Origin of the sequence: Peribacillus sp. R9-11, assembly GCF_031345095.1 — a bacterium.
Lineage (GTDB): Bacteria > Bacillota > Bacilli > Bacillales > DSM-1321 > Peribacillus > Peribacillus butanolivorans.
Genome location: NZ_CP133763.1, coordinates 4,324,831 through 4,346,544 on the forward strand (window position 1 = coordinate 4,324,831; position 21,714 = coordinate 4,346,544).

19 protein-coding genes are annotated in these 21,714 nt (G+C 39.3%); 5 read left to right on the forward strand and 14 right to left on the reverse strand.

From position 1 onward, the window contains the following. Positions 1-72 precede the first annotated feature (72 nt). Entirely contained in the window at positions 73-1,077 is a 1,005-nt protein-coding gene (gene ccpA / locus RE409_RS21025) for a catabolite control protein A (protein WP_056529426.1), read from the reverse strand. A gap of 380 nt (positions 1,078-1,457) precedes the next feature. Beyond that, positions 1,458-2,534, reverse strand: coding sequence for a bifunctional 3-deoxy-7-phosphoheptulonate synthase/chorismate mutase (locus RE409_RS21030; RefSeq protein ID WP_053347323.1), 1,077 nt, complete (start codon positions 2,532-2,534; stop codon positions 1,458-1,460). A 241-nt stretch (positions 2,535-2,775) separates the two neighbouring features. Here RE409_RS21030 and RE409_RS21035 point away from each other — a divergent pair, with 241 nt between their 5' ends. Then, on the forward strand, positions 2,776-4,917 hold the full coding sequence (locus RE409_RS21035) for a cell division protein FtsA (protein WP_309558010.1): 2,142 nt from the start codon (positions 2,776-2,778) through the stop codon (positions 4,915-4,917). A gap of 56 nt (positions 4,918-4,973) precedes the next feature. On the opposite strand, the gene ytxJ is transcribed toward RE409_RS21035, so the two are convergent. From ytxJ to RE409_RS21050, 3 genes are all read right to left on the reverse strand, one after another. Beyond that, on the reverse strand, positions 4,974-5,300 hold the full coding sequence (ytxJ, locus tag RE409_RS21040) for a bacillithiol system redox-active protein YtxJ (RefSeq protein WP_201186214.1): 327 nt from the start codon (positions 5,298-5,300) through the stop codon (positions 4,974-4,976). A gap of 134 nt (positions 5,301-5,434) precedes the next feature. After that, entirely contained in the window at positions 5,435-6,016 is a 582-nt protein-coding gene (locus RE409_RS21045) for a YtxH domain-containing protein (RefSeq protein WP_309558011.1), read from the reverse strand. Positions 6,017-6,063: 47 nt separating this feature from the next. After that, on the reverse strand, positions 6,064-6,573 hold the full coding sequence (locus RE409_RS21050) for a DUF948 domain-containing protein (RefSeq protein ID WP_053347327.1): 510 nt from the start codon (positions 6,571-6,573) through the stop codon (positions 6,064-6,066). Positions 6,574-6,799: 226 nt separating this feature from the next. Between RE409_RS21050 and RE409_RS21055 the strand changes: the two genes are divergently transcribed. Continuing rightward, the gene (locus tag RE409_RS21055) at positions 6,800-7,912 is read left to right on the forward strand and encodes an aminopeptidase (protein WP_201186216.1); all 1,113 of its coding nucleotides are present in this window, start codon (positions 6,800-6,802) and stop codon (positions 7,910-7,912) included. Between the two features lie 118 nt (positions 7,913-8,030). Here RE409_RS21055 and murC read toward each other — a convergent pair whose 3' ends face one another. The 3 genes from murC to RE409_RS21070 form a co-directional block, all read right to left on the reverse strand. Next, the gene (murC, locus tag RE409_RS21060; protein ID WP_309559299.1) at positions 8,031-9,335 is read right to left on the reverse strand and encodes a UDP-N-acetylmuramate--L-alanine ligase; all 1,305 of its coding nucleotides are present in this window, start codon (positions 9,333-9,335) and stop codon (positions 8,031-8,033) included. A gap of 283 nt (positions 9,336-9,618) precedes the next feature. Next, complete coding sequence (locus RE409_RS21065) at positions 9,619-12,525, reverse strand: DNA translocase FtsK (RefSeq protein WP_397444190.1); 2,907 nt, start codon at positions 12,523-12,525, stop codon at positions 9,619-9,621. Between the two features lie 403 nt (positions 12,526-12,928). Continuing rightward, on the reverse strand, positions 12,929-14,116 hold the full coding sequence (locus RE409_RS21070; RefSeq protein WP_201186217.1) for an amidohydrolase: 1,188 nt from the start codon (positions 14,114-14,116) through the stop codon (positions 12,929-12,931). 517 nt (positions 14,117-14,633) lie between these two features. On the opposite strand from RE409_RS21070, the gene RE409_RS21075 reads away from it, so the two are divergent. Both RE409_RS21075 and RE409_RS21080 read left to right on the forward strand, forming a co-directional pair. Further along, entirely contained in the window at positions 14,634-14,837 is a 204-nt protein-coding gene (locus tag RE409_RS21075; protein WP_201253830.1) for a hypothetical protein, read from the forward strand. Between the two features lie 149 nt (positions 14,838-14,986). Next, complete coding sequence (locus RE409_RS21080) at positions 14,987-15,628, forward strand: DUF4272 domain-containing protein (RefSeq protein WP_309558013.1); 642 nt, start codon at positions 14,987-14,989, stop codon at positions 15,626-15,628. 351 nt (positions 15,629-15,979) lie between these two features. Here the strand turns inward: RE409_RS21080 and RE409_RS21085 are convergent, their stop codons facing one another. The 3 genes from RE409_RS21085 to RE409_RS21095 form a co-directional block, all read right to left on the reverse strand. Next, the gene (locus RE409_RS21085) at positions 15,980-16,786 is read right to left on the reverse strand and encodes a DUF1444 domain-containing protein (protein ID WP_242485387.1); all 807 of its coding nucleotides are present in this window, start codon (positions 16,784-16,786) and stop codon (positions 15,980-15,982) included. A 50-nt stretch (positions 16,787-16,836) separates the two neighbouring features. After that, the gene (locus tag RE409_RS21090; RefSeq protein ID WP_201186219.1) at positions 16,837-17,148 is read right to left on the reverse strand and encodes a thioredoxin family protein; all 312 of its coding nucleotides are present in this window, start codon (positions 17,146-17,148) and stop codon (positions 16,837-16,839) included. 492 nt (positions 17,149-17,640) lie between these two features. Further along, positions 17,641-18,237 carry a hypothetical protein gene (locus RE409_RS21095; protein ID WP_309558014.1) on the reverse strand — a complete coding sequence of 199 codons (597 nt, stop codon included), beginning with the start codon at positions 18,235-18,237 and terminating at the stop codon, positions 17,641-17,643. Between the two features lie 57 nt (positions 18,238-18,294). On the opposite strand from RE409_RS21095, the gene RE409_RS21100 reads away from it, so the two are divergent. Next, positions 18,295-18,744, forward strand: coding sequence for a YtoQ family protein (locus RE409_RS21100; RefSeq protein ID WP_056529456.1), 450 nt, complete (start codon positions 18,295-18,297; stop codon positions 18,742-18,744). A gap of 191 nt (positions 18,745-18,935) precedes the next feature. Here RE409_RS21100 and RE409_RS21105 read toward each other — a convergent pair whose 3' ends face one another. From RE409_RS21105 to RE409_RS21115, 3 genes are all read right to left on the reverse strand, one after another. After that, complete coding sequence (locus RE409_RS21105; RefSeq protein WP_201253833.1) at positions 18,936-19,799, reverse strand: AraC family transcriptional regulator; 864 nt, start codon at positions 19,797-19,799, stop codon at positions 18,936-18,938. 240 nt (positions 19,800-20,039) lie between these two features. Then, a complete protein-coding gene (locus RE409_RS21110; RefSeq protein WP_053347335.1) occupies positions 20,040-20,552 on the reverse strand; it encodes a DUF84 family protein in 513 nt (170 codons plus the stop codon). A gap of 82 nt (positions 20,553-20,634) precedes the next feature. Continuing rightward, the gene (locus RE409_RS21115) at positions 20,635-21,708 is read right to left on the reverse strand and encodes a M42 family metallopeptidase (protein WP_053347336.1); all 1,074 of its coding nucleotides are present in this window, start codon (positions 21,706-21,708) and stop codon (positions 20,635-20,637) included. Positions 21,709-21,714 lie beyond the last annotated feature (6 nt).

Sequence of the window (21,714 nt, forward strand, 5' to 3'; positions counted from 1 at the left end):
TTTTTTCGTCAAGACCCTTCATATAGTTTTCAAAACTAAAAGAGAGTGCCCTAAGGACACTCTCTAACCAGCTTATTTCGTTGATTGCCGCTCTTCAATTCGATGTGGTAAGATCACTTTTTCATGACCCTCCTCCACTTGTTCTTTATTCATCAATTTTGTCAGAAGCCTCATTGCAACCGCTCCGATATCGTATAAAGGCTGAACAATCGTCGTAATTTGCGGGCGAACCATTAAGGTCAATCGGGTGTTATCAAAACTGATCACTTCAAAGTCTTCCGGTACATTATAGCCTTTGTCCTGAGCAGCATGGACAATTCCTAGAGCCATTTCATCAGCGCCGACAATGAACGCCGTCGGTTTCTTTTCAGCTTCCAGAAACTTATCAAAAGACTCAATCCCTGAATCATATGTATAATCGCCATCAACAATATAACTCTCATCGAATGAAAGCCCCGCTTCTTTCAACCCTCGTTTATAACCAGCTAATTTCTTTTCATTAATTAGCGCGGACAAGTTTCCAGTTACAAAAGCAATATGCTCGTGACCCTTTTGGGCGAAGAAGGTAACTGCGTCAAATGCAGCTGCTTCATAGTCAATATTAACGGATGGGACTTGTCCGCTTTCTTCTACCGAACCAGCCAATACGATTGGAACAGGTGAATTTTTAAACTCTCTCACATGTTCATCCGAAATATTTCCACCCATGAATACGATACCATCTACTTGTTTTCCAAGCATCGTATTCAACAAATGAAATTCCTTATCTATATTCTCATCAGAACTGCTTAGAATGATATTGTATTTATACATAGTCGCAATATCTTCTATGCCTCGTGCTAACTCGGCAAAAAAGATACTAGAGATATCTGGGATAATAACCCCTACTGTTGTTGTTTTCTTGCTGGCAAGACCCCTCGCCACTGCATTAGGACGGTATCCTAACCTATCAATCACGTCTGAAACTTTCTTTCTTGTTGCAGGCTTTACATTTGGATTCCCGTTTACTACGCGGGACACAGTGGCCATAGAAACATTCGCTTCGCGTGCCACATCATAAATGGTTATATTATTCATTCATCCATTCCTCCATTTCTTTCATTTTTCCCATAAAAGACTCGAAATATTTGAGAAAAATTCTTTTATACGTTTTTCTTCTATAAGGAAGATTATTTTAGGAACAATCTGACTAACAAAAATGCAGTCCTACTCTTTCTTCTCAGCCATGATTCATAATCTCTACAAGTATAAAATTCACATAGATATCACTTTATGTATGACTCAACCTTCCGAACAGTTCTCATTCTTGTTATTTATCATACGATAGTAGAATCTTTCCTGCAATCCAATAGTGCCTTTTTATAGACTTTTTCTGCAAAAACAAGTATTTTACCATTAAAAATAGCCCTTGCCAAGATGGTAAGGGCCGTAAGTGCATATTTTAAAAACCTTCTAGCTTATACTGTTACCCAGTTCAAACGTTTAATTTCTTCGTAAAATTCATCAAATTGTTTGAAGTCCATTTGCTGTGCAGAGTCTGATAAAGCAACAGACGGATCAGGATGAACTTCTGCCATGACACCATCCGCACCGATAGCAAGAGCTGCTTTAGCTGTTGGAAGCAATAGGTCGCGTCGTCCAGTAGAATGCGTTACGTCAACCATAACCGGTAAGTGAGTTTCTTGTTTTAAAATCGGAACAGCAGAGATATCAAGTGTATTTCTTGTTGCTTTTTCGTAAGTACGGATACCGCGCTCACAAAGGATGATGTTACCATTACCTTGTGACATGATGTATTCCGCTGCATGAATGAACTCCTCGATTGTTGCAGCAAGTCCACGTTTCAAGAGAACAGGTTTATTTACGGCACCTGCAGCTTTTAACAAGTCAAAGTTTTGCATGTTACGTGCTCCGATTTGGATGACATCAATATGTTCAACCGCAGCTTCGATGTCGTTTGCACTCACGATTTCACTGATTACAGCTAAGCCGTATTCATCAGCTACACGCTTAAGAATTTGTAAGCCTTCCAAACCAAGTCCTTGGAAATCGTATGGAGAGGTACGTGGTTTATATGCACCACCGCGCATTAATTTCAAGCCTTTTGCTTTGATGACTTCAGCCACTGCAGCTGTTTGTTCATAAGATTCAACGGCACATGGTCCGAAAACAAAGCTTGGAATTCCGTTCCCAATCAATTCGCCTTTAATGTCGATGATTGTATCTTCCGATTTTTGTTTTCTAGAAACAAGAAGCGTTTTCTTCTGGTCATCTTTTTGAAGTTCCAAGCCTAATTTGAAGATTTCTTTGAAAATATGTTTAATCGAACCAAGGTCAAGAGGTCCTTGATGATTAGCTTCGATAAGGTCCAACATTGTTCTTTCACGGACCGGATCGTAACGGTTTACACCTTGTTTTTCTTTTACGCGGCCAATTTCCTGTACAAGTTCAGCACGTTGATTAATAAGATGTAATAACTGAAGGTTCACATCATCCAGTTGATTACGAAGTCCATCAAGCTCTTTGTTGCTCATTACAAATCCATCCCTTCGTTTTTTAAAATTAAAACCGGTTCAGCGATTAAAAGCCCAAATTATCTATTTGAATTTTCACTCATTTGCCCCGATTATTTTATCCAATGAAAAATTTTATAATATTTCATGTATAATTAAATCAATTATAAATGAAGTATCATTAAATGTCACTACATTTTTCTTTAATAATTAAACGCTTTTAAGCATTAAAGTCATAATTACATAAAAGTAGGTGTTTACCATGTACGAAAAACTGTTTGCTTTAGATATTGGAACACGATCCGTTGTAGGAATTATATTGGAAAAAAAGCAGGAAAGCTATAATATAATAGATATTTTATCTGAAGAGCATTCTGAGAGAGCCATGCTCGATGGACAAATTCATGATGTCCTTGCCGTATCCAAAGTCATTACTCATATCAAAAGTCAACTTGAAGAAAAACACGGTTCCTTAAAGAAGGTTTCCGTGGCTGCTGCCGGAAGGGCCTTAAAAACGGAACGGGCGGAAATGGCGATCAATATTGGAGGCAAGCCGATGCTGACACGTGAAGATATCCTTCACCTTGAATTCAGTGCCGTCCAGGAAGCACAGGCCGTTGTTGCCAAACAAACCACTTCCCATTCCATGTATTATTGCGTTGGTTATTCTGTTTTATACTACCGGCTTGATGGACAGGAAATAGGTAGTCTAATTGACCAGAGCGGTGATGAAGCATCTGTTGAGATCATTGCTACCTTTCTTCCGAAGGTTGTCGTAGAATCACTGCTGTCAGCCTTAAAGAGAGCGGATTTGGAAATGCAGGCTCTCACCCTTGAGCCTATAGCAGCTATCAATGTACTCATTCCGTCATCCATGCGGCGCTTAAACGTCGCTTTAGTAGATATTGGAGCCGGGACATCAGATATTGCCCTGACAGATTCAGGGACCGTCATTGCCTATGGGATGGTGCCAATTGCCGGTGATGAAATAACCGAGGCAATCAGTGACTACCTGCTTCTTGATTTCCCATTAGCCGAAAATGCAAAAAGAGAGTTAATCAATCATGATCATATAACAGTTACAGATATCCTCGGTTTTGCCAACGATGTTTCCAGGGAAGATATCATCCATAATATTCATCCCTCACTCGATCGTTTGGCCGAGTCAATCAGTACGGAAATTCTATCTCTGAATAACGCAAAACCGCCAAAAGCAGTTATGCTTGTTGGTGGCGGAAGTCAGACACCAGAGCTTCCCCGCCTTTTGGCTGAAAAATTAAATTTGCCTGAGAACCGAGTTGCTATTCGTGGTATAGAAGCCATCCAAAACCTCGGGATTTCAGATACGATTCAAAAAGGTCCCGAATTGGTTACCCCAATTGGCATAGCCATTGCAGCCGATAAAAACCCGATACAGTATATGAGCGTAACCGTTGACGACCGTCCCATCCGTCTATTCGATATGAAACGGACAAGCCTGGGGGATTGCCTGCTCACGGCCGGTATCCGGATGAGTAAACTGTACGGAAAGCCTGGGATTGCTAAAATTGTACATATCAATGGGCAGCAGATTACGCTTCCAGGAGGACACGGGAAGAAATCTCTTATTACTTTAAATGGGAAAGAAGCCTCCTTAGATGATGAAGTTAGAAATGAGGATGTCATTATAACCAAAAAAGGTGAAGACGGTGAGCCCGCTATTTTACGGATAAGCGATGTGCTTGATGACCACTCCAGTAAAAAAGTTACCCTTAATGGAACAGAACATAGGATTTGGGCCTCTATCACCAGAAATGGAAAAGCGGCGTCTGGCAATGAACTTGTTGAGGACCATGATCAAATAACCTGCGAAATGCCTGGAACAATCCAGGAATTAATTAAGGCGGTTCAACAGCCTGAGCTCCTTACTCGTCTTGAACCTTTTTCCTTTCAGTTAAATGGTAGAGCCATTCGGCTCCCGGCCTTAACAGGAAGAATCACTAAAAATGGTTTAGAATCGAAACTTGCCTACTCTTTTGATGATGGAGATGAAATAGAAATCACAAGACGGACCCAGCCAACATTACTGGATGTTGCTGACGCCCTTAATATTCAGCACACCTTCTCCATCCCTGTTTTTTATGAGGGGAATCAAGTTATCCTCTCTAAGAAACTAGCTGAGTTTCGGCGGAACAACGAACTTCTTGAAGAGAATGATTTCATTCATACAGGAGATTCAATCAGCTTAGTCCGACAAAAACTAGAACCATTTATTTTTCAGGATGTATTCCGCCATGTCGAAATTGACTTGCCCGCTCAAGGAGATAAACGCTTTACCCTTATCAAAAACGATCAAGAAACGACCTTTCATGAAGTAATTTCTCCCGGGGATCATTTAAAAATCCTTTGGCCAACTACTGTATGAATGAAGGCGGAATAAAAAAGCCGGATCCCTCAAGCAAAGGGATCCGGCTTTTCAACTTATTCAGAGATAGCTTTAGTTAGTGAATCGTATGTAATTCTCCAATGAGATTCATTCCAGGCTGGTTTTCCATTTTTAAAAAGAATAACCTGTGGCGATTGATGTTTAATATCAAATGTTTCTGCCACATAATTGGATAGAGGACGCGCTTCTTGAACGGCTAAATAGGCCGTTTTTAGTTCCTCGTTCGCTGCCATATACTTTTCATATTGTTCATATGCTTCAGCGCTGACTGGGCATGTTAAACTATGCTTGAAAAGAAGGAACGTCTCCTTATTTAAAAGCTCATTGAATTGTTCTTCTGAATCAATTTTATTTATTGTCATTTTTTGAAGTCTCCTTTCATTATTAGCATAGTTTATCATCAAAAAGACGATGAAGCTATCGTACCGCTTCATCGCCTGATTCTTGACAAACTTCTATGCGCCTTCACCAGTAATATATGAATGAAGATTTGAGTTTAATTTTTTAATTTATTTTCTGTTTCATCAAATGCTTTTTTCGCTTCATCAAGCTTTAATTTTGCCGTATTCTTGTTTCCGCTTGTAGTATCGGCTGGAGCATTTTCTGAATCCGTGTTGTTATCGTTCGTATAATTGGTTTCGACCGATACAATTGGAGCATCTGAAGTTCCAGTTACATCAATATCCTTATTGCTCGAATTTGTAGTATCATCGGCAGCATCACCGTTTTCTTCTTTACCCACTTTTAAACTTTTCACTTTATTAACAATACCAGATGATTTATTAGAAACAATTTCAGTGACAGAGCTTGTTTTTTCTTTGGCAGTATCGGCCAGAGCTGTACCTTTTTCCATTGCCGTTTGTCTTAGTTTTTCTGTTTTCTCTGAAAGATTTCTAGCTTGTTCATTTAAATCACTTCTTAATTCCTTACCTGTTTTCGGAGCCATAAACAGCGCTGTTGCTGCTCCAATCATGCCACCGATTAATGCGCCAATCATAAAGTCCTTTGAATTGATAGAGTCGCATTCGTCCTCATATGATTTCTGGTAGTCCTTTGTCGGAAATTCTTTTTGAGTCATAGTACATTCCCCTCTCAATTTTCAGTTTATTTTTATTTAACTAGATTTTAAGATCTAGAGCGTAAAAACCTTTTTTTAGGTAAGTTATCTGTTTCTAGTGCTTCCCGTTCTAACTCCGCTCTTTCATTTGGAGTCGGGGCAGCCTGCTTATTTCTGGATTTCCATTTGTCCCGAATTTCCAAGGCTACATTACTCCATTGTACAATTTGGGAGATTCGCTCTTGATTATTATCAATCTCCGTCTGCACCTTATGGGAAACCTTTTGGACGGAAGTGTTAAAGCTTGAGATGGATGTGCCGACATCCTTCACAGCATCTACTACTGTGTTCAGATTTTCTGATTTTTGTTGCAAGTCTTCAGCCAACGTATTTGTTTTATGTAATAGCTGGGTAGTTTCGAGCGTTATGCCCTGCATTTGGCTTTCAAGTCCTGTCAGCGTCCGGGCCACGCTGTCCAAGGTAGCTTGAAGTGATGTGAGTACCTTGGTTAAAAAAATAACAAGGACTAAGAAAGCAATCGCTGCAATTGCAGCACTTACGTATAAAATAATCTCCATTGGAACACCTCCGAAAAAAATCGACTATTAAGTAACTGTTAGTTATTAGTTACCCCTTCCCTGTTATTATAAACGTTTTTATTTTTTCAATATACCCTACCAAACCCTAATCTGGAAATATTATTGTCTAAAACCATTTCCTCCATAGGAGTCTATAGATGAACTTATGGCAATAAATCGGGTATGATAGAAAGATAAGTCGAATTTAAACATTGGAGGTATTTTTATGAAAGATCCTAGAATTGAAACATTAGCAAATAACTTAATCAATTATTCCGTGAAGCTTCAAAAAGGTGAAAAAGTCTTAATAGAAAACTTTGGATTGCAGCGTGAACTTGTTAACGCCCTTGTGAATGAAGCCTATGCAGCAGGTGGTTACCCGTTCGTCCTTTTAAAAGACCACCAGGTGGATCGTGCCTTGTTAATGGGTGCTCAAGAAGAACAATACAAGATGATGGGTGAGTTTGAAGCAAACGTAATGAGCCAGATGGATGCTTATATCGGGCTTCGTGCCGGGGATAATATCAATGAGCAGTCCGATGTCCCTGCAGAGAAAATGGCAATTCAGGGACAAACAGTCGGGAAAGTACATAGAAATATCCGCGTACCAAAAACAAAATGGGTCGTACTTCGCTACCCGACAAATTCCATGGCTCAATTAGCCAAAATGAGTACAGAAGCATTCGAAGATTTCTATTTCGAAGTCTGCAACCTCGACTACGGCAAAATGAGCGAAGCAATGGAAAACCTTGTTGAATTGATGGATAAAACAGATAAAGTCCGCTTAACAGGTCCCGGAACGGACTTATCCTTCTCCATCAAAGACATTAAAGCCATCAAATGTGCAGGTGAGCTAAACATTCCTGACGGTGAAGTATATACGGCTCCTGTGAAGGATTCAATCAATGGTGTGATTTCATATAATACTCCGTCCCCTTATCAGGGTTTTACTTTTGAAAACGTGAAGTTAACATTCAAGGATGGGAAAATTGTTGAAGCAATTGCGAATGATACTGAACGCATCAACAAAATTTTTGATACAGATGAAGGCGCACGATATGTCGGTGAATTTGCGATTGGTGTAAATCCTTATATTCTACACCCGATGCAAGATATCCTCTTTGATGAAAAAATTGATGGAAGTTTTCATTTTACCCCTGGACAATGCTATGATGATGCCTTTAACGGAAACCATTCAAACATTCACTGGGACCTAGTCAATATCCAGCGCCCTGAGTATGGCGGAGGAGAAATTTATTTTGATGATGTCTTGATTCGTAAGGACGGACGCTTTGTCTTACCTGAACTGGAAAAATTAAATCCAGAAAATTTAAAATAACATTTATAAGTTGTACCGGATTTTAAAAAACCAGCCGCAGTCTATTTTGCGGCTGGTTTTTTTCTATGGATCTAAACTAAAAAAAATGGCCGACCCGCTAACGGATTGGCCATTTTTTTTATTTAACCTGTAGTAACTGCTCATAGGCCGCCTGGAACTTTTGAATGTCCCCTGCACCCATAAATAGTACGACACTGTTTTCATGATTTTGCAATATAGATGTTGTGTTCTCCGTTATCAGCTCGGCACCCGGTATTTTCTCTTGAAGATCTTCAATCGACAACTTTCCTTGGTGTTCACGAGCAGATCCAAAAATTTCGCATAAGTATACTTTGTCGGCTAAATTCAAGCTGTCGGCAAACTCATCCAGGAATGCTTGCGTTCTTGAGAAAGTATGTGGCTGGAATACCGCAACAACTTCACGCTCTGGATATTTTTGACGCGCTGAGTCAACAGTTGCTGAGATTTCAGTCGGATGATGCGCATAATCATCAATGATGATCTGACTTCCGATTTCCTTCTCAGAGAACCGGCGTTTGACTCCGCCAAAAGTCCGCAATTGGGCTTTCACAGCTTCCGTATCCAAGTTTTCATATTTACAAAGAGCAATGACACCTAGTGCATTCAACACATTATGCTTTCCGTAAGTCGGAATAGTAAAAGTATCATAATAATTGTTTCTTACATGCACATCGAATGTAGTGCCTTCTGAAGTGACGAAAACATTTTTCGCTTGAAAATCATTTCCTTCCGCGAATCCGTAAAAAATAACTGGTACTTTCGCCTGAATATGTGGTAAATGCTCATCATCTCCGCACGCAATAATGCCTTTGTTGACTTGAAGAGCCATCGTTTGGAATGCCTCAAACACGTCTTCAACATTGGCATAATAATCAGGATGATCGAAATCAATATTTGTCATGATTGCATAATCCGGATAATAAGAAAGGAAATGTCGGCGATATTCACATGCTTCAAATACGAAGTAATTAGAATCCACAATCCCTTTACCCGTTCCATCCCCAATCAAAAAGGATGTTGGTTTTACGCCACCCATAACATGGGCCAGTAAGCCGGTTGTCGATGTTTTACCATGCGCTCCCGTAACTGCCACACTAATATAGTTTTTCATGAAATCACCAAGGAAACGGTGATAACGGATGATTGGCAAACCCAGTTCCATTGCCTTTACGATTTCCGGATGGGTGTCCGGGAACGCATTCCCTGCAATAATGGCCATTCCTGGTTGTATATTTTCCTCATTGAAAGGAAGGATTTTTATCCCGGCTTTTTCTAACGCTAATTGTGTAAAAAATTCTTTTTCATAGTCGGAACCCTGCACTTCAATATTCATATCATGCAGTATTTGAGCAAGAGCGCTCATACCCGATCCTTTAATTCCCACAAAATGGTAAGCAGTCATAAAGCGAACCTCCACCAATCGTCTACCTGTATGACAGTATATGACGTCATCTTTTATTTGTTTTTTCATTACGAGACTTGAAGAAATGCAATTTCTTCATAGGTTTTTTATACTTATATTTTCAATCACTCATCAACAAAAAACTATTATATCACTTTTTTATTCATTCATCCATGTCAAGCAGATACCAAATTATCAAATCATTGGCTATTCCGTCATGAAAGGTGATAACACCGCGTTTTCACCTTTAACATTATATACAATTTCCTTTTAATAGGTTCTCTTAATTCACATGCAAAAATTCAAGTTCTTCCTCTGTGATTAAAACATCACGGGGTCTGCTGCCTCTTGATTCCGAAACAACCCCCTGCTGCTCCATCATTTCTATTAGACGCGCTGCCCGGTTGTAACCCACACGGAAGCGTCTTTGGACACTTGATGCTGATGCAGCCTGCTGACTCACAACAAATTCACATGCCTCAAAGAAAAGCTCATCTGCATCTTCAGTAACCTGTGCCCGATTTAACAAATCTTCTTGCTCAAATAAATACTTCGGCTGCTGCTCTAGTTTCACGTGGTTGACGACTTGATCAATTTCTTCGTCACTTACAAAAGTTCCTTGCAAACGCACCGTTTTTGATGAGCCGTTTTCAGCAAATAACATATCCCCTTTTCCTAACAGCTTTTCTGCCCCTCCGCTATCGATAATCGTGCGTGAGTCGACTTGGGAAGAAACAGAGAACGCGATTCTTGTCGGAATATTTGCCTTGATTAATCCTGTTATGACATCGACTGATGGTCGCTGTGTGGCCACAATTAAATGAATACCACAGGCACGGGCCTTTTGAGCAATGCGACAGATCGCTTCCTCGACATCAGCTGGGGACATCATCATTAAATCCGCCAGCTCATCAATAATCACCAAAATATAAGGAAGCTTGCTTGAATATTGTCCGGCTTTTTCTGCTTGGTCATTAAAGCGGCTAATATCACGGACGCCGGCATGAACAAACAATTCATAACGCCGTTCCATTTCCTCTACCGCCCATTTCAGGGCAGCTGTAGCGGCCTTCACATCAGTAATGACTGGACTGACCAAATGCGGAATCCGGTTATATGGAGCAAGCTCGACCATTTTCGGATCGATTAATAGTAATTTCAACTCCTGAGGCGTCGCTTTATACAGCAAGCTAACCAGCATCGTGTTGATACAGACACTTTTCCCTGATCCGGTTTGTCCGGCAATCAGGCCATGTGGCATTTTTCTTAAATCAGTGATAATCGGCTGACCTGATATATCGAGTCCAAGTGCCACAGCAAGCGGTGATTCATGCTCTTGAAATTCAGTACTTTCCAAAACCTCTCGCAAAAATACCGGCTTACTTTTCCTGTTTGGAATCTCGATACCAATTGTATGCTTACCCGGAATCGGCGCTTCCATCCGCATATCCTGAGCAGCTAGACTTAATTTGATATCATCCATCAGGTTTGTTACTTTATTCACCTTCACACCCGGTTCCGGATGCACCTCGAAACGAGTCACTGCTGGCCCTTGAGTGACATTGACAACTTTTGCCCGGACATTAAAGTTCTTCAGTGTCTCATCTAGTAAAAATGTCTGCTCCTCAAGCCACTCATCATCATGCTCTGCGTAAGTAGGAGGTGTCAGCAAATCAATCTTCGGAAACACATAATAAGGATTGTCGTCCACTTCTATAGACACCAGAGCTTCTGAGATATCCTTCATGCTTCTTCCTTCTACTTCTGTTGCAGCCTCTGTATTCGGTTCTTTTTGCTCAACATTTTCAGTGGTTTTCACTTCCGGCATGAAAGGCGATTCATAGACCCCACTTGATTCCATATTGGATTCACCGGCATTCTCAGGTTCGGCTACCGCTACGGATTCATACTGCGTTTCCCGGAAGCTTATAGGTTCTGGCATAACCGGCTTCTCTTCCAACACGACTCGGTCTGCCTCTGTTTTCAATTCATGAATGGATCCGGATTGTACTGCTTGTCCAGACCCTGCTTCATCAGGATTTATTGTAGGTTTCTTTTCAAAAGAAACTACTCCCCTCTCTGAATCAGGGCTTTTTTTTTCCGCTATAATCTTATTTAGGTATTGAGTTTTTTCCCGATCCTGCTTAAGCATCATCACATTAAAAGGAATATGTTTTTTTGGGCGTTTAGGCTGTTCTTCCGTAATAGTCGCCGCTGGTTCGCTTTCTAAATCAATCACTTGACTTTCGACAGGTTTCTCGACATATTCCGGTGTTGGTTGTATAACTTCTTCCTTTGGAGCTCCATAAGCTTTGGTCGGTGTCGCTTCCACCTGTTCCATAATCGAAACAGCCACTTCCCGCCCAAAATCACCCTGATCCTGCTCTAAGGCTTTTATTTCTTCCACCTGTTCAGAAATAGGTTCAGAAGGCTCGTTTGCTACTTCCTCAAGGGGTGTTGCAGGTGCGTTTTTACGGAAATAAGCGGGAATCTCCATCTCTTCTTCCCTTTTTTCTTCCACTTGTTCTGGTACAAGAACAGAAGGTTCAATTGTTAATTCCTCATAGGCCACTTCTTTTGTGGTGTTAGAGCTATACGCTGGAACTTCTGGCTCTTCTTTTTTGAGAACAGGTAGCTTGCTTTCTAATTCATACTCGACAATTCGCTCATTAGTGACCATCTTTTTTTCTGGACGACGAAACCCATATATAGGTGAGGGGATTTCCGTCGGACGGAATGGAGTTTTCGATGGAACTATTTTGTTTGTTGATTCACGATCGACGTTTCTATGCTTTGGTTCAGGTCCCCTCACAGGGCTTCTAGTTTTGGTCACTTTTTCCTGTTTAGACTTAGGCTCACGTTCACGCTTAGGCTCACGTTCACGCTCTTCCCTCTTTCTTTCCCTAGGCTTTCTTCTATGCTGCTCTTGGTCAGGAATGAGAGGAAACTTAAATTGCCCTTTCGGATATTGAAACAGGATTTTTGTATCCGGATCATTCACCTGGGACATCTTCTCCACTGTTTGATTGTATTCTTTTATATCTTCTTTCCTTGTGTTTGTATGCTTGGAAAAATCCATATTTTTTAATGTTTCTTCATCTAGTGGTTCATCTATAATAATTTCTTCAATCTCAATAATTTCCTCTGCTTGGAACCATTTCTTCATCTTATTTAGCCATTTCAAACCTATCACTCTTTCTACTATCTGTAGTTATGTAACTTATTCTACCAGTTATTTATAAAATATCGAGAGAATTTAAGCTGAATAGGAATTTGTATGTGCTTTTTTTATTTATTTGTACTTACCCTTCGATTTTCGCATAACTCTTATCCTATTAAACCCCTTCTGAAAAGAGTATAAACCTATTCTATATAAAAAAATAACGTTAGCCCTTAGTCTACTATTTAAATAAAACACCGCTGTTAAATGATGTTTACAAAGAGATTAAGTTTTAATACAAACCATATCATTCTTGGTGAATTCTTCTAGTTTTATTAATGTAGCGGCAAGATTCTACAAAACACCGTTCGATTAAACCGAACGGTGTTTTGGGGGTTATATAACTATTTTAGAAAAGTAGGGCTACAGTTGACTAATCTAATTCATAAAAACTACATACAACTTGCGCCACTGATTTGGCCGCAATCAGAAGCGCATCTTCATCGATATCGAATTTAGGATGGTGATTGAAATACACCTTCTCTACCCCTTTTGGTTTACAGCCTATGTAAAAGAAACAACCAGGCGTTTTTTCCGCATAATATGAAAAATCTTCTGATCCTGAGAACATTGGGAATTCTAAGACGTGCTTAATATCTGGGTCATTCATGTTTTGAAGGCTATTTTTCACAAATTCAGTCATTTTAGGATCATTATATAAAGGTGGATAATCCGGCATATATAAAAGCTCACACTGAACATCAAATTCTGTTTCTATCCCTTTAACAATCCGGTGTATTTCATTGTTTATCAGCTGTTCGGTCTCCTCTGTCATATAGCGTACATCCCCTTCAATCTCTATCCGATCTTTTATGACATTAAAGCTTCCTTTTCCATCGAAAGAACCGATAGTGACAACGCCCATATCAAAGGGGTTCAAGCGCCGGCTGATTACGGTTTGAACAGCTGTTACAAAATGGGAACCTGCAACAATAGCATCATTAGCCAAATGTGGGGAAGAACCATGGCCGCCTACACCTTTTATCCCTAACTTGAAATATGTCCTGCCAGCCATCGAATAGCCGCTGCGATACCCCACCTCTCCAGCTGGATGTGATGGGAACAAATGCGTTCCAAAAACAGCGTCTAGATCATCTAGCACCCCTGATTCCACGATGCTTTTCGCACCTCCTGGCGGTACTTCTTCAGCATGTTGATGGATGATTTTAATGGTACCAGAAAGGGAAGACTTAAGCTGAATGAGGCAATCTGCCAAGACTAATAGATAAGCTGTATGTCCATCATGTCCACAAGCATGCATCACACCTTCATTTTTAGACCTAAATGGAACCTCGGTTTCTTCTAAAATAGGCAGCGCATCAAAGTCTGCACGAAGACCTATCGTTTTTCCTGGTTTCCCACCTTCGATTGTTACGATGATTCCTAATCCATTTCCAACATTCGTTTGAATGTCCACATCTTTTCCCTTATAAAAATCAATGATATATTGTGCTGTTTTTTCTTCCTTAAAGGAAAGCTCCGGGTTTTCGTGTAAATAACGACGAATTTGAATCATTTCATTTTTACGCATTTCTAGCATGTTCATTAATTGATTTTTCATAGTTATTGTCCCCCTTTAAATATCGGCTTGATAATTATGTGAAAAGAATATTAATTAAGGAATGTTCCTTTCGTTCAAACATCGGAATGTTAACGAATTTTCTTAAAGAAAACTTATAATAGTTTAAGAACTCTGTGTATAAAACCATAAGAGCAATGATTTTTAATTTTTGGGTTAAACAATTTGTTTTATTCGGTTCATCTTAAATCCGAATAAGTACATCCTGACAGCATAAAAACAAACTACCTTACAGTTTCGCTTTAACTGTTCACACTTCCTTCTTTTGTAATAGAATGATTAAAGTCACTTTTTATCTTTTATCTATAATTACTCTAAACTGATGCTTCTTCTGTTCCTAGCTTGCTTGAAGATTGTCTGGGAAATAATACTGCGAATCTCTGATATAAGTTTGCTTGGTATCAAATTTAAGGGAAATTAAATTAATACTTTACATTTTTAATGTCAAATCCTCAAATCTATTGGCATTTAGCAACTGTGAAAAAATATTTATACGCTTTTGACTTGGGTTGAAGGTGTTTTGTTATGGGATGCAATGGAAAAGCTTACAGAAAAAGAACCGGATGAACTTGTTGAACACGCTGATGATATTTTAAAGAGCATCCATTCTATAGATGTTGATAGACAGATATACCAAGTAAAGATAAAAAAGAAAGAAAACTTTCGATATGATATAGTCCCTTATAATGATTGGTCGCTATAGTTCAAGAAGAATCAAATAACTTTATTTGCTTTGGGAATTGAGCGGGATTATGTATATAGGTAGAAGACAAGCAAGAGCCTGTTTTATAAAACTAACGCAGCAACATTTCTGTAATGAATGAGTATGAGATTACTCTAGTGAGGTGTACAATGAAAAGTTCAACAATTAGAAAAGAACAATCTGAAAATATTCTAGGAACATTAAATGTACCCATTAATGTGCAATTACCCTTAGCAGAAAATGAAGATGAGGTTTCTCTTAGAACAAAAGAAGAAATTATAAACAGAATAATACCATTATCTATTGTTTCAGCGAAAGCACTGAAGGCTCCAAAGGCAGAAATCAAAAAATTCATCAATAAATATAATGCTAATGAATTATTTACAGAAGAGGAACAAAAATTTATCTCAACATGGCGACCTAAACAGAATGATTTAATCGCTTATTCATGGAAATTAGAATGTATATGGGTTTTACTTTGGTCTGTAAATTTAATATCTGAGATAGATACTCCTGCTGATATGTGTGATGTAGATTTGGTGTTTGAAACGGTTTTAAATCATTCGAGAAAAGAATTGCTAAATATGGCCACTTTAAAACCAATTAACGTTGTCTTGGATAATCTAGATTTTATTTATCGCGCACATTGGGCTGTAAGAGAAGCCCAACTAAATCATTTGGAAATTCCCCCTGCTCTAAACGAAGGTGTAGTTTACGAAAGACATTATGCTCTTAATTGGTTGGTTAATTACATGAAGCAAGAATGGGAAGAGATTAGTACAGATACATAAGACTAATTTTTATTCCACCCATCAAAAGAATCTTGAGAAACAGTTGCTGTTTATGTAACTCATGCATCTCTTTCTTTGATGTTTGGGCTGGAAAATTTGGAGAAAATGAAATAGCTGAAATAAAAAGACGTTGTTTAATGACCTTTGAAGACTATGATTACTTTCAAATCATGATACCTAAAGACAATTTTATGAAATATAAAAATGAACCAATTTATTTCATCTGGTATAGCGGTAAAAAAATAGCCATAAAACATTATTTCATAAAGCACATAAAAAAATAGGACCCCTGACGAGCTGGAATTTTTCCAAACTTGCAAGGGTCCTTGTATTTTGTGCATTCTGCTTTACTTATTGTTCACGCTTTTTGTTTTTACCCAAAATAAAGATAGGCTCCAGCTCGTCTTCTTCGTACAGGAAGGATAAAGCAGTAATCGGTACGTGGCCACTTGCAAAAAAGCTCATCGCCATTTGTGCGAGCACATCATACCCAGTATTATTCTTCACATCTGCAATGATAATGACATCCTGATGAGGAATCGCCACTGCCATTGTTCCCTGAATTTTGTCCTTCATTTCTCGAAGCCATGATTCATTAAGGATTCTGCTTGCGTCGTAGCCATCATTTGTGTTCAAAAAGTAAAATGTATTATCCGCGACGATATCCGACTTCATTTCTGTTGAGAGGGAACGGACATTGAAACGGGCAATCTCCCGGATTCGGTCTCCCTGCCAATTTTCCCGCTGAATCATTTTTTCATCAATCAAACGGTAGGTTTTGCCTAAGTCCAGTGCATAAAAGACACGTGTTTCGGCCGTATGCTCATCGAATAAAAAAGGGTTTCCTTCTTCCGATTCCATTGGAAAGGACGTCGAACGAATGACTGGGAAAATGAATTTCTCCTTGCCTTCCATGCTGTGTTCTTCCCCCATTACATTCAGACCCTCTTCCACGTAATAGACAACTTCATCGATGGCTTTTTCCTGAACGTTTTCATAATTAGCTAGCACCGGCGGCAATTCGACGGTGATACCTTTACCCGTTTTCACATTCTCCACCCGTAACGTATCTTTCTTGCTATCGAATTTAAACGTGCGATTATCGTCTTTTAAACGTTCTTTTAAGATGTTTTTCAGCTTCGTGCTATCCATTTTCAAGGTTGACCCTCCTCTTCATTGAAAAATCCCCAGCGAGAAGGGGATTTTGATTATAATGCTTGAATGAATTCTTCAATTTGTTCTTGTGTTTTACGATCTTTACTCACGAATCGGCCAAGCTCTTTGCCATTATCATAAGCGATAAAACTTGGTATTCCGAATACATCATTGGCTACACAAACATCGATGTATTTATCACGATCTACATAAATGAACGTAAATTCAGGAAATTCCGCTTCAATCTCCGGCATTATTGGTTCAATCACACGGCAATCTCCACACCATGTCGCTGAAAAAAGAAAAATATGTTTGCCTTCATTTTTTAATACATCATATTGTTCTAAAGTCTGTAAATTTTCCATTTTTATATTCCTCCAGCTCTAAATCATTATCTTAATTTTTTATATTTCCATCATACCAGACTCTGCATAAATCAACCATTAATACGGATTAGGGTTGAATTACTTATTAAAAATATTACTAACTCTTAATAATTCTCCAGCAAATAAAAAAACTGATTACTGAATCACAGAAATTCGAAGAATGTAAATCGATACAAAACCAATCTATCTCCTTTACTAAAACAGCCTCTAAAGACCTTGTCGTATTACCGCAAACATCTCAAAGGTTAAGAAGCTGCGAAACGCATCTAATATCTGAACAATCATCAGAAGCTTCCGAAGAGGTTAGTTCTTCGAGCAAAAATCATATACTAGCCATTACCTAAGTCAACGAAGCTCCTTCCGAACTATGTTTCTTTGCCAATGGTATACAATCGGTCACTAGCCAGTTTCATCTTTATGATAACGAAGCCTAATAAGGGAAAGCCCGGAATGATACTTCCGAGCTGTTCCTTATTTCTGAGGCACTGATGAAACGATTTCCATCATTTGTTTTGCATCGTGTTTTATTTGATCTTTATCGGTTTCAGTTGTCAGCTTGACTCCACCGATTCCTAGCGCAAGCTCATACTTATCTTCCGCTAACTCTTTTATTGTGATAAACCCAAATTTATCATCATTTTGAAAGGAATGCAGCACCAAATATTTATCCCCCTGTTCTTTAATCGCCAGAAATAATACGGAGCTGTCTTCATTTTCATTTGGATTCACAAATAATATATAAGCCTGATTATCACTTTTTAAGATCAAATTATTATCATGTTCTTCTTCTACCTTAAAATCCTCTGGCAGATACACCTGAATGAGACCCGCCTCTATATTTGGCTGTTTCTTATCGTCACGAAATGCCAATTCTGCGACCTTAACTGCTTTATCAGTTTGCCTTTCAATGCCCGAGCAACCAACAACAATTAGACTGCTCATTAACAGGAAAATAAGAATTTTATTAATCGATAGAGCCATCGTCATTCCTCCAGCCTTCTCTTTTCCTAAAGATTGATTACAGAATACACTCTTATGCATACTATTATCCTTATTTATGAAATTCATCCATTTTCTCAAAACATGATACAATGAAATCAATTTATATACCAAGGGGGAACAATTATGAAATTAACTGTTTATCTTGCTGGGGAAATCCATTCAAATTGGAGAAGTGAATTAAGAGATAAGGCAATCGCCTTGAAACTTCCGTTAGAATTTGTCGGACCGATGGAAAACCATGAACGTTCCGACAATATTGGAGAAGAAATTTTAGGAGTACAGCCCACCCCGATTTTGAAGGATGCGGCCGCTTCCCAAATTAACAATTTACGGACAGGTCTCTTGATGAAACAAGCCGACCTTGTCGTCGCACTTTTTGGTGAAAAATATAAACAATGGAATACTGCCATGGATGCCAGCACTGCCATCTCTCTAGGCAAACCGCTTATTTTGATTCGTTCGGAATCCCATCACCATGCTTTAAAAGAAATATCGGAAAAGGCGAGTGTCACAGTCGAAACCGTGAACCAAGCTCTGAAGGTGCTTTCTTATATATTTGAAGATGGATTGTGAAATCTTCCATTTGCCTGAGACTATAGTTTTCCGACAATATACACCAAATTATGTAATAGGTACATTAATGAATTTTAAAGTATTAATAAGACGTGGATAATCTAGCCCCAAAGTTCCTAAAAAGCTTGTAGGGAAATTAAATAAACTTTCTCTACAAGCGAAAACAAATATATTAGACCTTACTCTTCTATCTATTTAACAGGAATCCAAATCTCGGAGTAGTAATCAGGGTTTGAAGCATCATCGTCTGTGTATACTTCCATTTCAAAAGTTCCAGCATGTTCATAACCGCTTGTAGGAAACCATTCCGAAAAAATTCGTTTCCAAACTTCTTGAATAGCATCTGGCATTGGTCCGTGAACTTCAAATATAACCCATTTAGAGGCCGGAATTGTTAGGCTTGAATACCCTTCTGGCACTTGACCGTCATACTCTGTCGCTATCCAATAATCCATAGTCTCATTTTGTTCCAATATTCGTTTGTCAACACATACTCCCAGTAGCCCTTTTATTTGGCCATTGTTCAACTTTCCTAACTGATCGTCGGTTCCATCCGAATTCACTTTGTCCCAAAGCTTTGGAATTCCAATTAAATTTTCTCCATTAACTAATGAAAACTCTCGCTTGATTCCAATTACTTGAAAGGAATCTCTTTCAATAATATTGTATTTCATCGGTATTTCCCCTTTCAGAATTACCTGTATTACCAGGCGTTCATAGAATGTCAGCTTCCCAATATACTTTCGTGCTTCACTTGGAGATACTCCATGCTGCCTTCGAAAAGCCTTTGAAAAAGCCTCGGGAGTGTCATAGCCATACTTGTATGCTAAATCAATGATCTTGCAATTTGTGCGTGATATCTCCTGAGCAGCTAAAGTCAGCCTTCGACGCCGGACATATTCACCAACGGATATGTCCGTTAATATGGTGAACGTCCGTTGAAAATGAAAGGCTGAGGCATTCGCTTGTCTGGAAATACTTTCAATGGTTAGGTCATCTAGTAAATGCTCCTCCATATAGTTGATTGCCTTTTGGATTGATTCAACCCATCCCACACCACTCACTCCTTGTAATCTATTCTAGCAACCCTGTTAACTTAAATCCTGTCAATTTCTGCTTTGTTGTGACTGTCTTCTTTCTTCACCTATCTTTTCAGTCAATCCCTTCAAAGCAATCCTTTGCATTTGGCACATCGATGGTAGTATGGTTAAACCCTATAAAACCAGTGTCTCACTAACTTTTAGATGGCTTTCAAAAGGTCAAAATAGTTAAATCAAAAGCCATTGGACAAAATCTCACTTTTGCATTTTTTTCTTATACTCGTGCTGACCTGCTAGCATTCTCATAATATGAAGGAACATTTCAGCTCGGGTGATTTGCTCATTTGTAAACACTCCGATTGCTCCTTCTTTTTTGCTAATATTCGCTTTCTTAGTGAAGTCGTCCATGACCGGACCCAACTCTTCACCATTTAGTAACCGTTCAGCGACAATTTCCGGGAGTGGAATTCTAGCTCCACCGGCGATGTAGATCTCTCCATCCTTCGTAGCCATCGCCCCCCAGTTGCATACGAATAGGCCGTGATTCATCTTTACGACACCGCCTTCAAGACCGATTCCGATTTCGGCATCGCTTTGGCTCAAGCAATTTTGGGCGCGCGTTATCGCTCCATTCATTGTTTCCTCATCAGAAAATGGCTGTTCCGAGACCCCGCTTTCTACTTGAAGTGAAATGATTTCAGCTTCTTCGTAAACGTCGAACACTGCCTTTACTTTCGCCGGATTTTTACTGCCTACTGCTATTTTCAAAATAGTTACCTTCCTTCTATGTAAAAAAAAGCTGCTGGAAAAGGATACATGACTGCACCCCTTTCCATTTCAGCTTCCTCTATTAGCCGTTATTTTTTAATGTCTCAAATGTCGTTTTATCACATGCACGAACTAATTTCCCAATCAGTTCACGAGCTGCCGCATAATCATCAATATGAATCATGGACGCATGTGTATGAATATAGCGCGAACAAATGCCAATCACGCCACTTGGAATACCTTCATTTGCAATATGGACTTGTCCGGCATCCGTGCCGCCTTGGGAAACAAAATATTGATATGGGATATCATTAGATTCAGCAGTATCAAGGATAAATTCCCTCATGCCGCGATGTGTGACCATCGACCGGTCAAAAATACGGAGTAAGGCTCCTTTTCCAAGCTGGCCGAATTCACTTTTACTGCCTGACATATCGTTTGCTGGACTTGCATCTAGGGCGAAGAAAAGATCTGGTTTGATCATATACGCTGCTGTTTTTGCACCACGCAATCCTACCTCCTCCTGTACCGTTGCTCCGGAGTATAAGATATTTGGTAAAGTTTCATCTTTTAAATCTTTTAACAACTCAATCGCCAGTCCACATCCATAACGATTATCCCATGCTTTTGCAAGAATTTTTTTCTCGTTAGCCATCGGTGTGAAAGGACATATCGGTACAATCTGCTGACCTGGTTTGACACCAATTCTCTTCACATCTTCCTTATCATCTGCTCCGATATCAATCAGCATATTTTTAATGTCCATTGGTTTTGAGCGTTGCGATTCATCTAACAAATGAGGCGGGATCGAACCAATGACGCCAATAACCGGTCCGTTATCAGTGATGATTTCAACCCTTTGCGCCAAAAGTACCTGACTCCACCAGCCACCTAGAGTCTGAAAGCGGAGCATTCCGTTTTCTGTTACCGAAGTGACCATAAAGCCCACTTCATCCATATGTCCAGCAACAAGTACAGTTGGTCCTTCTTCATTCCCTCTTTTTACACCAAAGATTCCACCAAGGCGGTCTTGAATTATTTCATCTGAATATTTTTCAAGCTCACTCTTCATGAAACTCCGAACAGCATGTTCATTTCCTGAGGCACCTGGTAATTCTGTCAATGTTTTAAAAAGCGCTAAAGTCTCATGATTCATCTTTCT

Bases quoted from the DNA above. Each gene is read 5' to 3' on its own strand.
- RE409_RS21095 (WP_309558014.1), bottom strand. From the start codon at position 18,237: ATGAATTTCATAAATAAGGATAATAGTATGCATAAGAGTGTATTCTGT.
- RE409_RS21070 (WP_201186217.1), bottom strand. From the start codon at position 14,116: ATGAAAAATCAATTAATGAACATGCTAGAAATGCGTAAAAATGAAATG.
- RE409_RS21045 (WP_309558011.1), bottom strand. From the start codon at position 6,016: ATGACTCAAAAAGAATTTCCGACAAAGGACTACCAGAAATCATATGAG.
- murC (WP_309559299.1), bottom strand. From the start codon at position 9,335: ATGACTGCTTACCATTTTGTGGGAATTAAAGGATCGGGTATGAGCGCT.
- ytxJ (WP_201186214.1), bottom strand. From the start codon at position 5,300: ATGACAATAAATAAAATTGATTCAGAAGAACAATTCAATGAGCTTTTA.
- RE409_RS21100 (WP_056529456.1), top strand. From the start codon at position 18,295: ATGAAATTAACTGTTTATCTTGCTGGGGAAATCCATTCAAATTGGAGA.
- RE409_RS21080 (WP_309558013.1), top strand. From the start codon at position 14,987: ATGAAAAGTTCAACAATTAGAAAAGAACAATCTGAAAATATTCTAGGA.
- ccpA (WP_056529426.1), bottom strand. From the start codon at position 1,077: ATGAATAATATAACCATTTATGATGTGGCACGCGAAGCGAATGTTTCT.
- RE409_RS21030 (WP_053347323.1), bottom strand. From the start codon at position 2,534: ATGAGCAACAAAGAGCTTGATGGACTTCGTAATCAACTGGATGATGTG.
- RE409_RS21035 (WP_309558010.1), top strand. From the start codon at position 2,776: ATGTACGAAAAACTGTTTGCTTTAGATATTGGAACACGATCCGTTGTA.
- RE409_RS21050 (WP_053347327.1), bottom strand. From the start codon at position 6,573: ATGGAGATTATTTTATACGTAAGTGCTGCAATTGCAGCGATTGCTTTC.
- RE409_RS21055 (WP_201186216.1), top strand. From the start codon at position 6,800: ATGAAAGATCCTAGAATTGAAACATTAGCAAATAACTTAATCAATTAT.
- RE409_RS21090 (WP_201186219.1), bottom strand. From the start codon at position 17,148: ATGGAAAATTTACAGACTTTAGAACAATATGATGTATTAAAAAATGAA.
- RE409_RS21115 (WP_053347336.1), bottom strand. From the start codon at position 21,708: ATGAATCATGAGACTTTAGCGCTTTTTAAAACATTGACAGAATTACCA.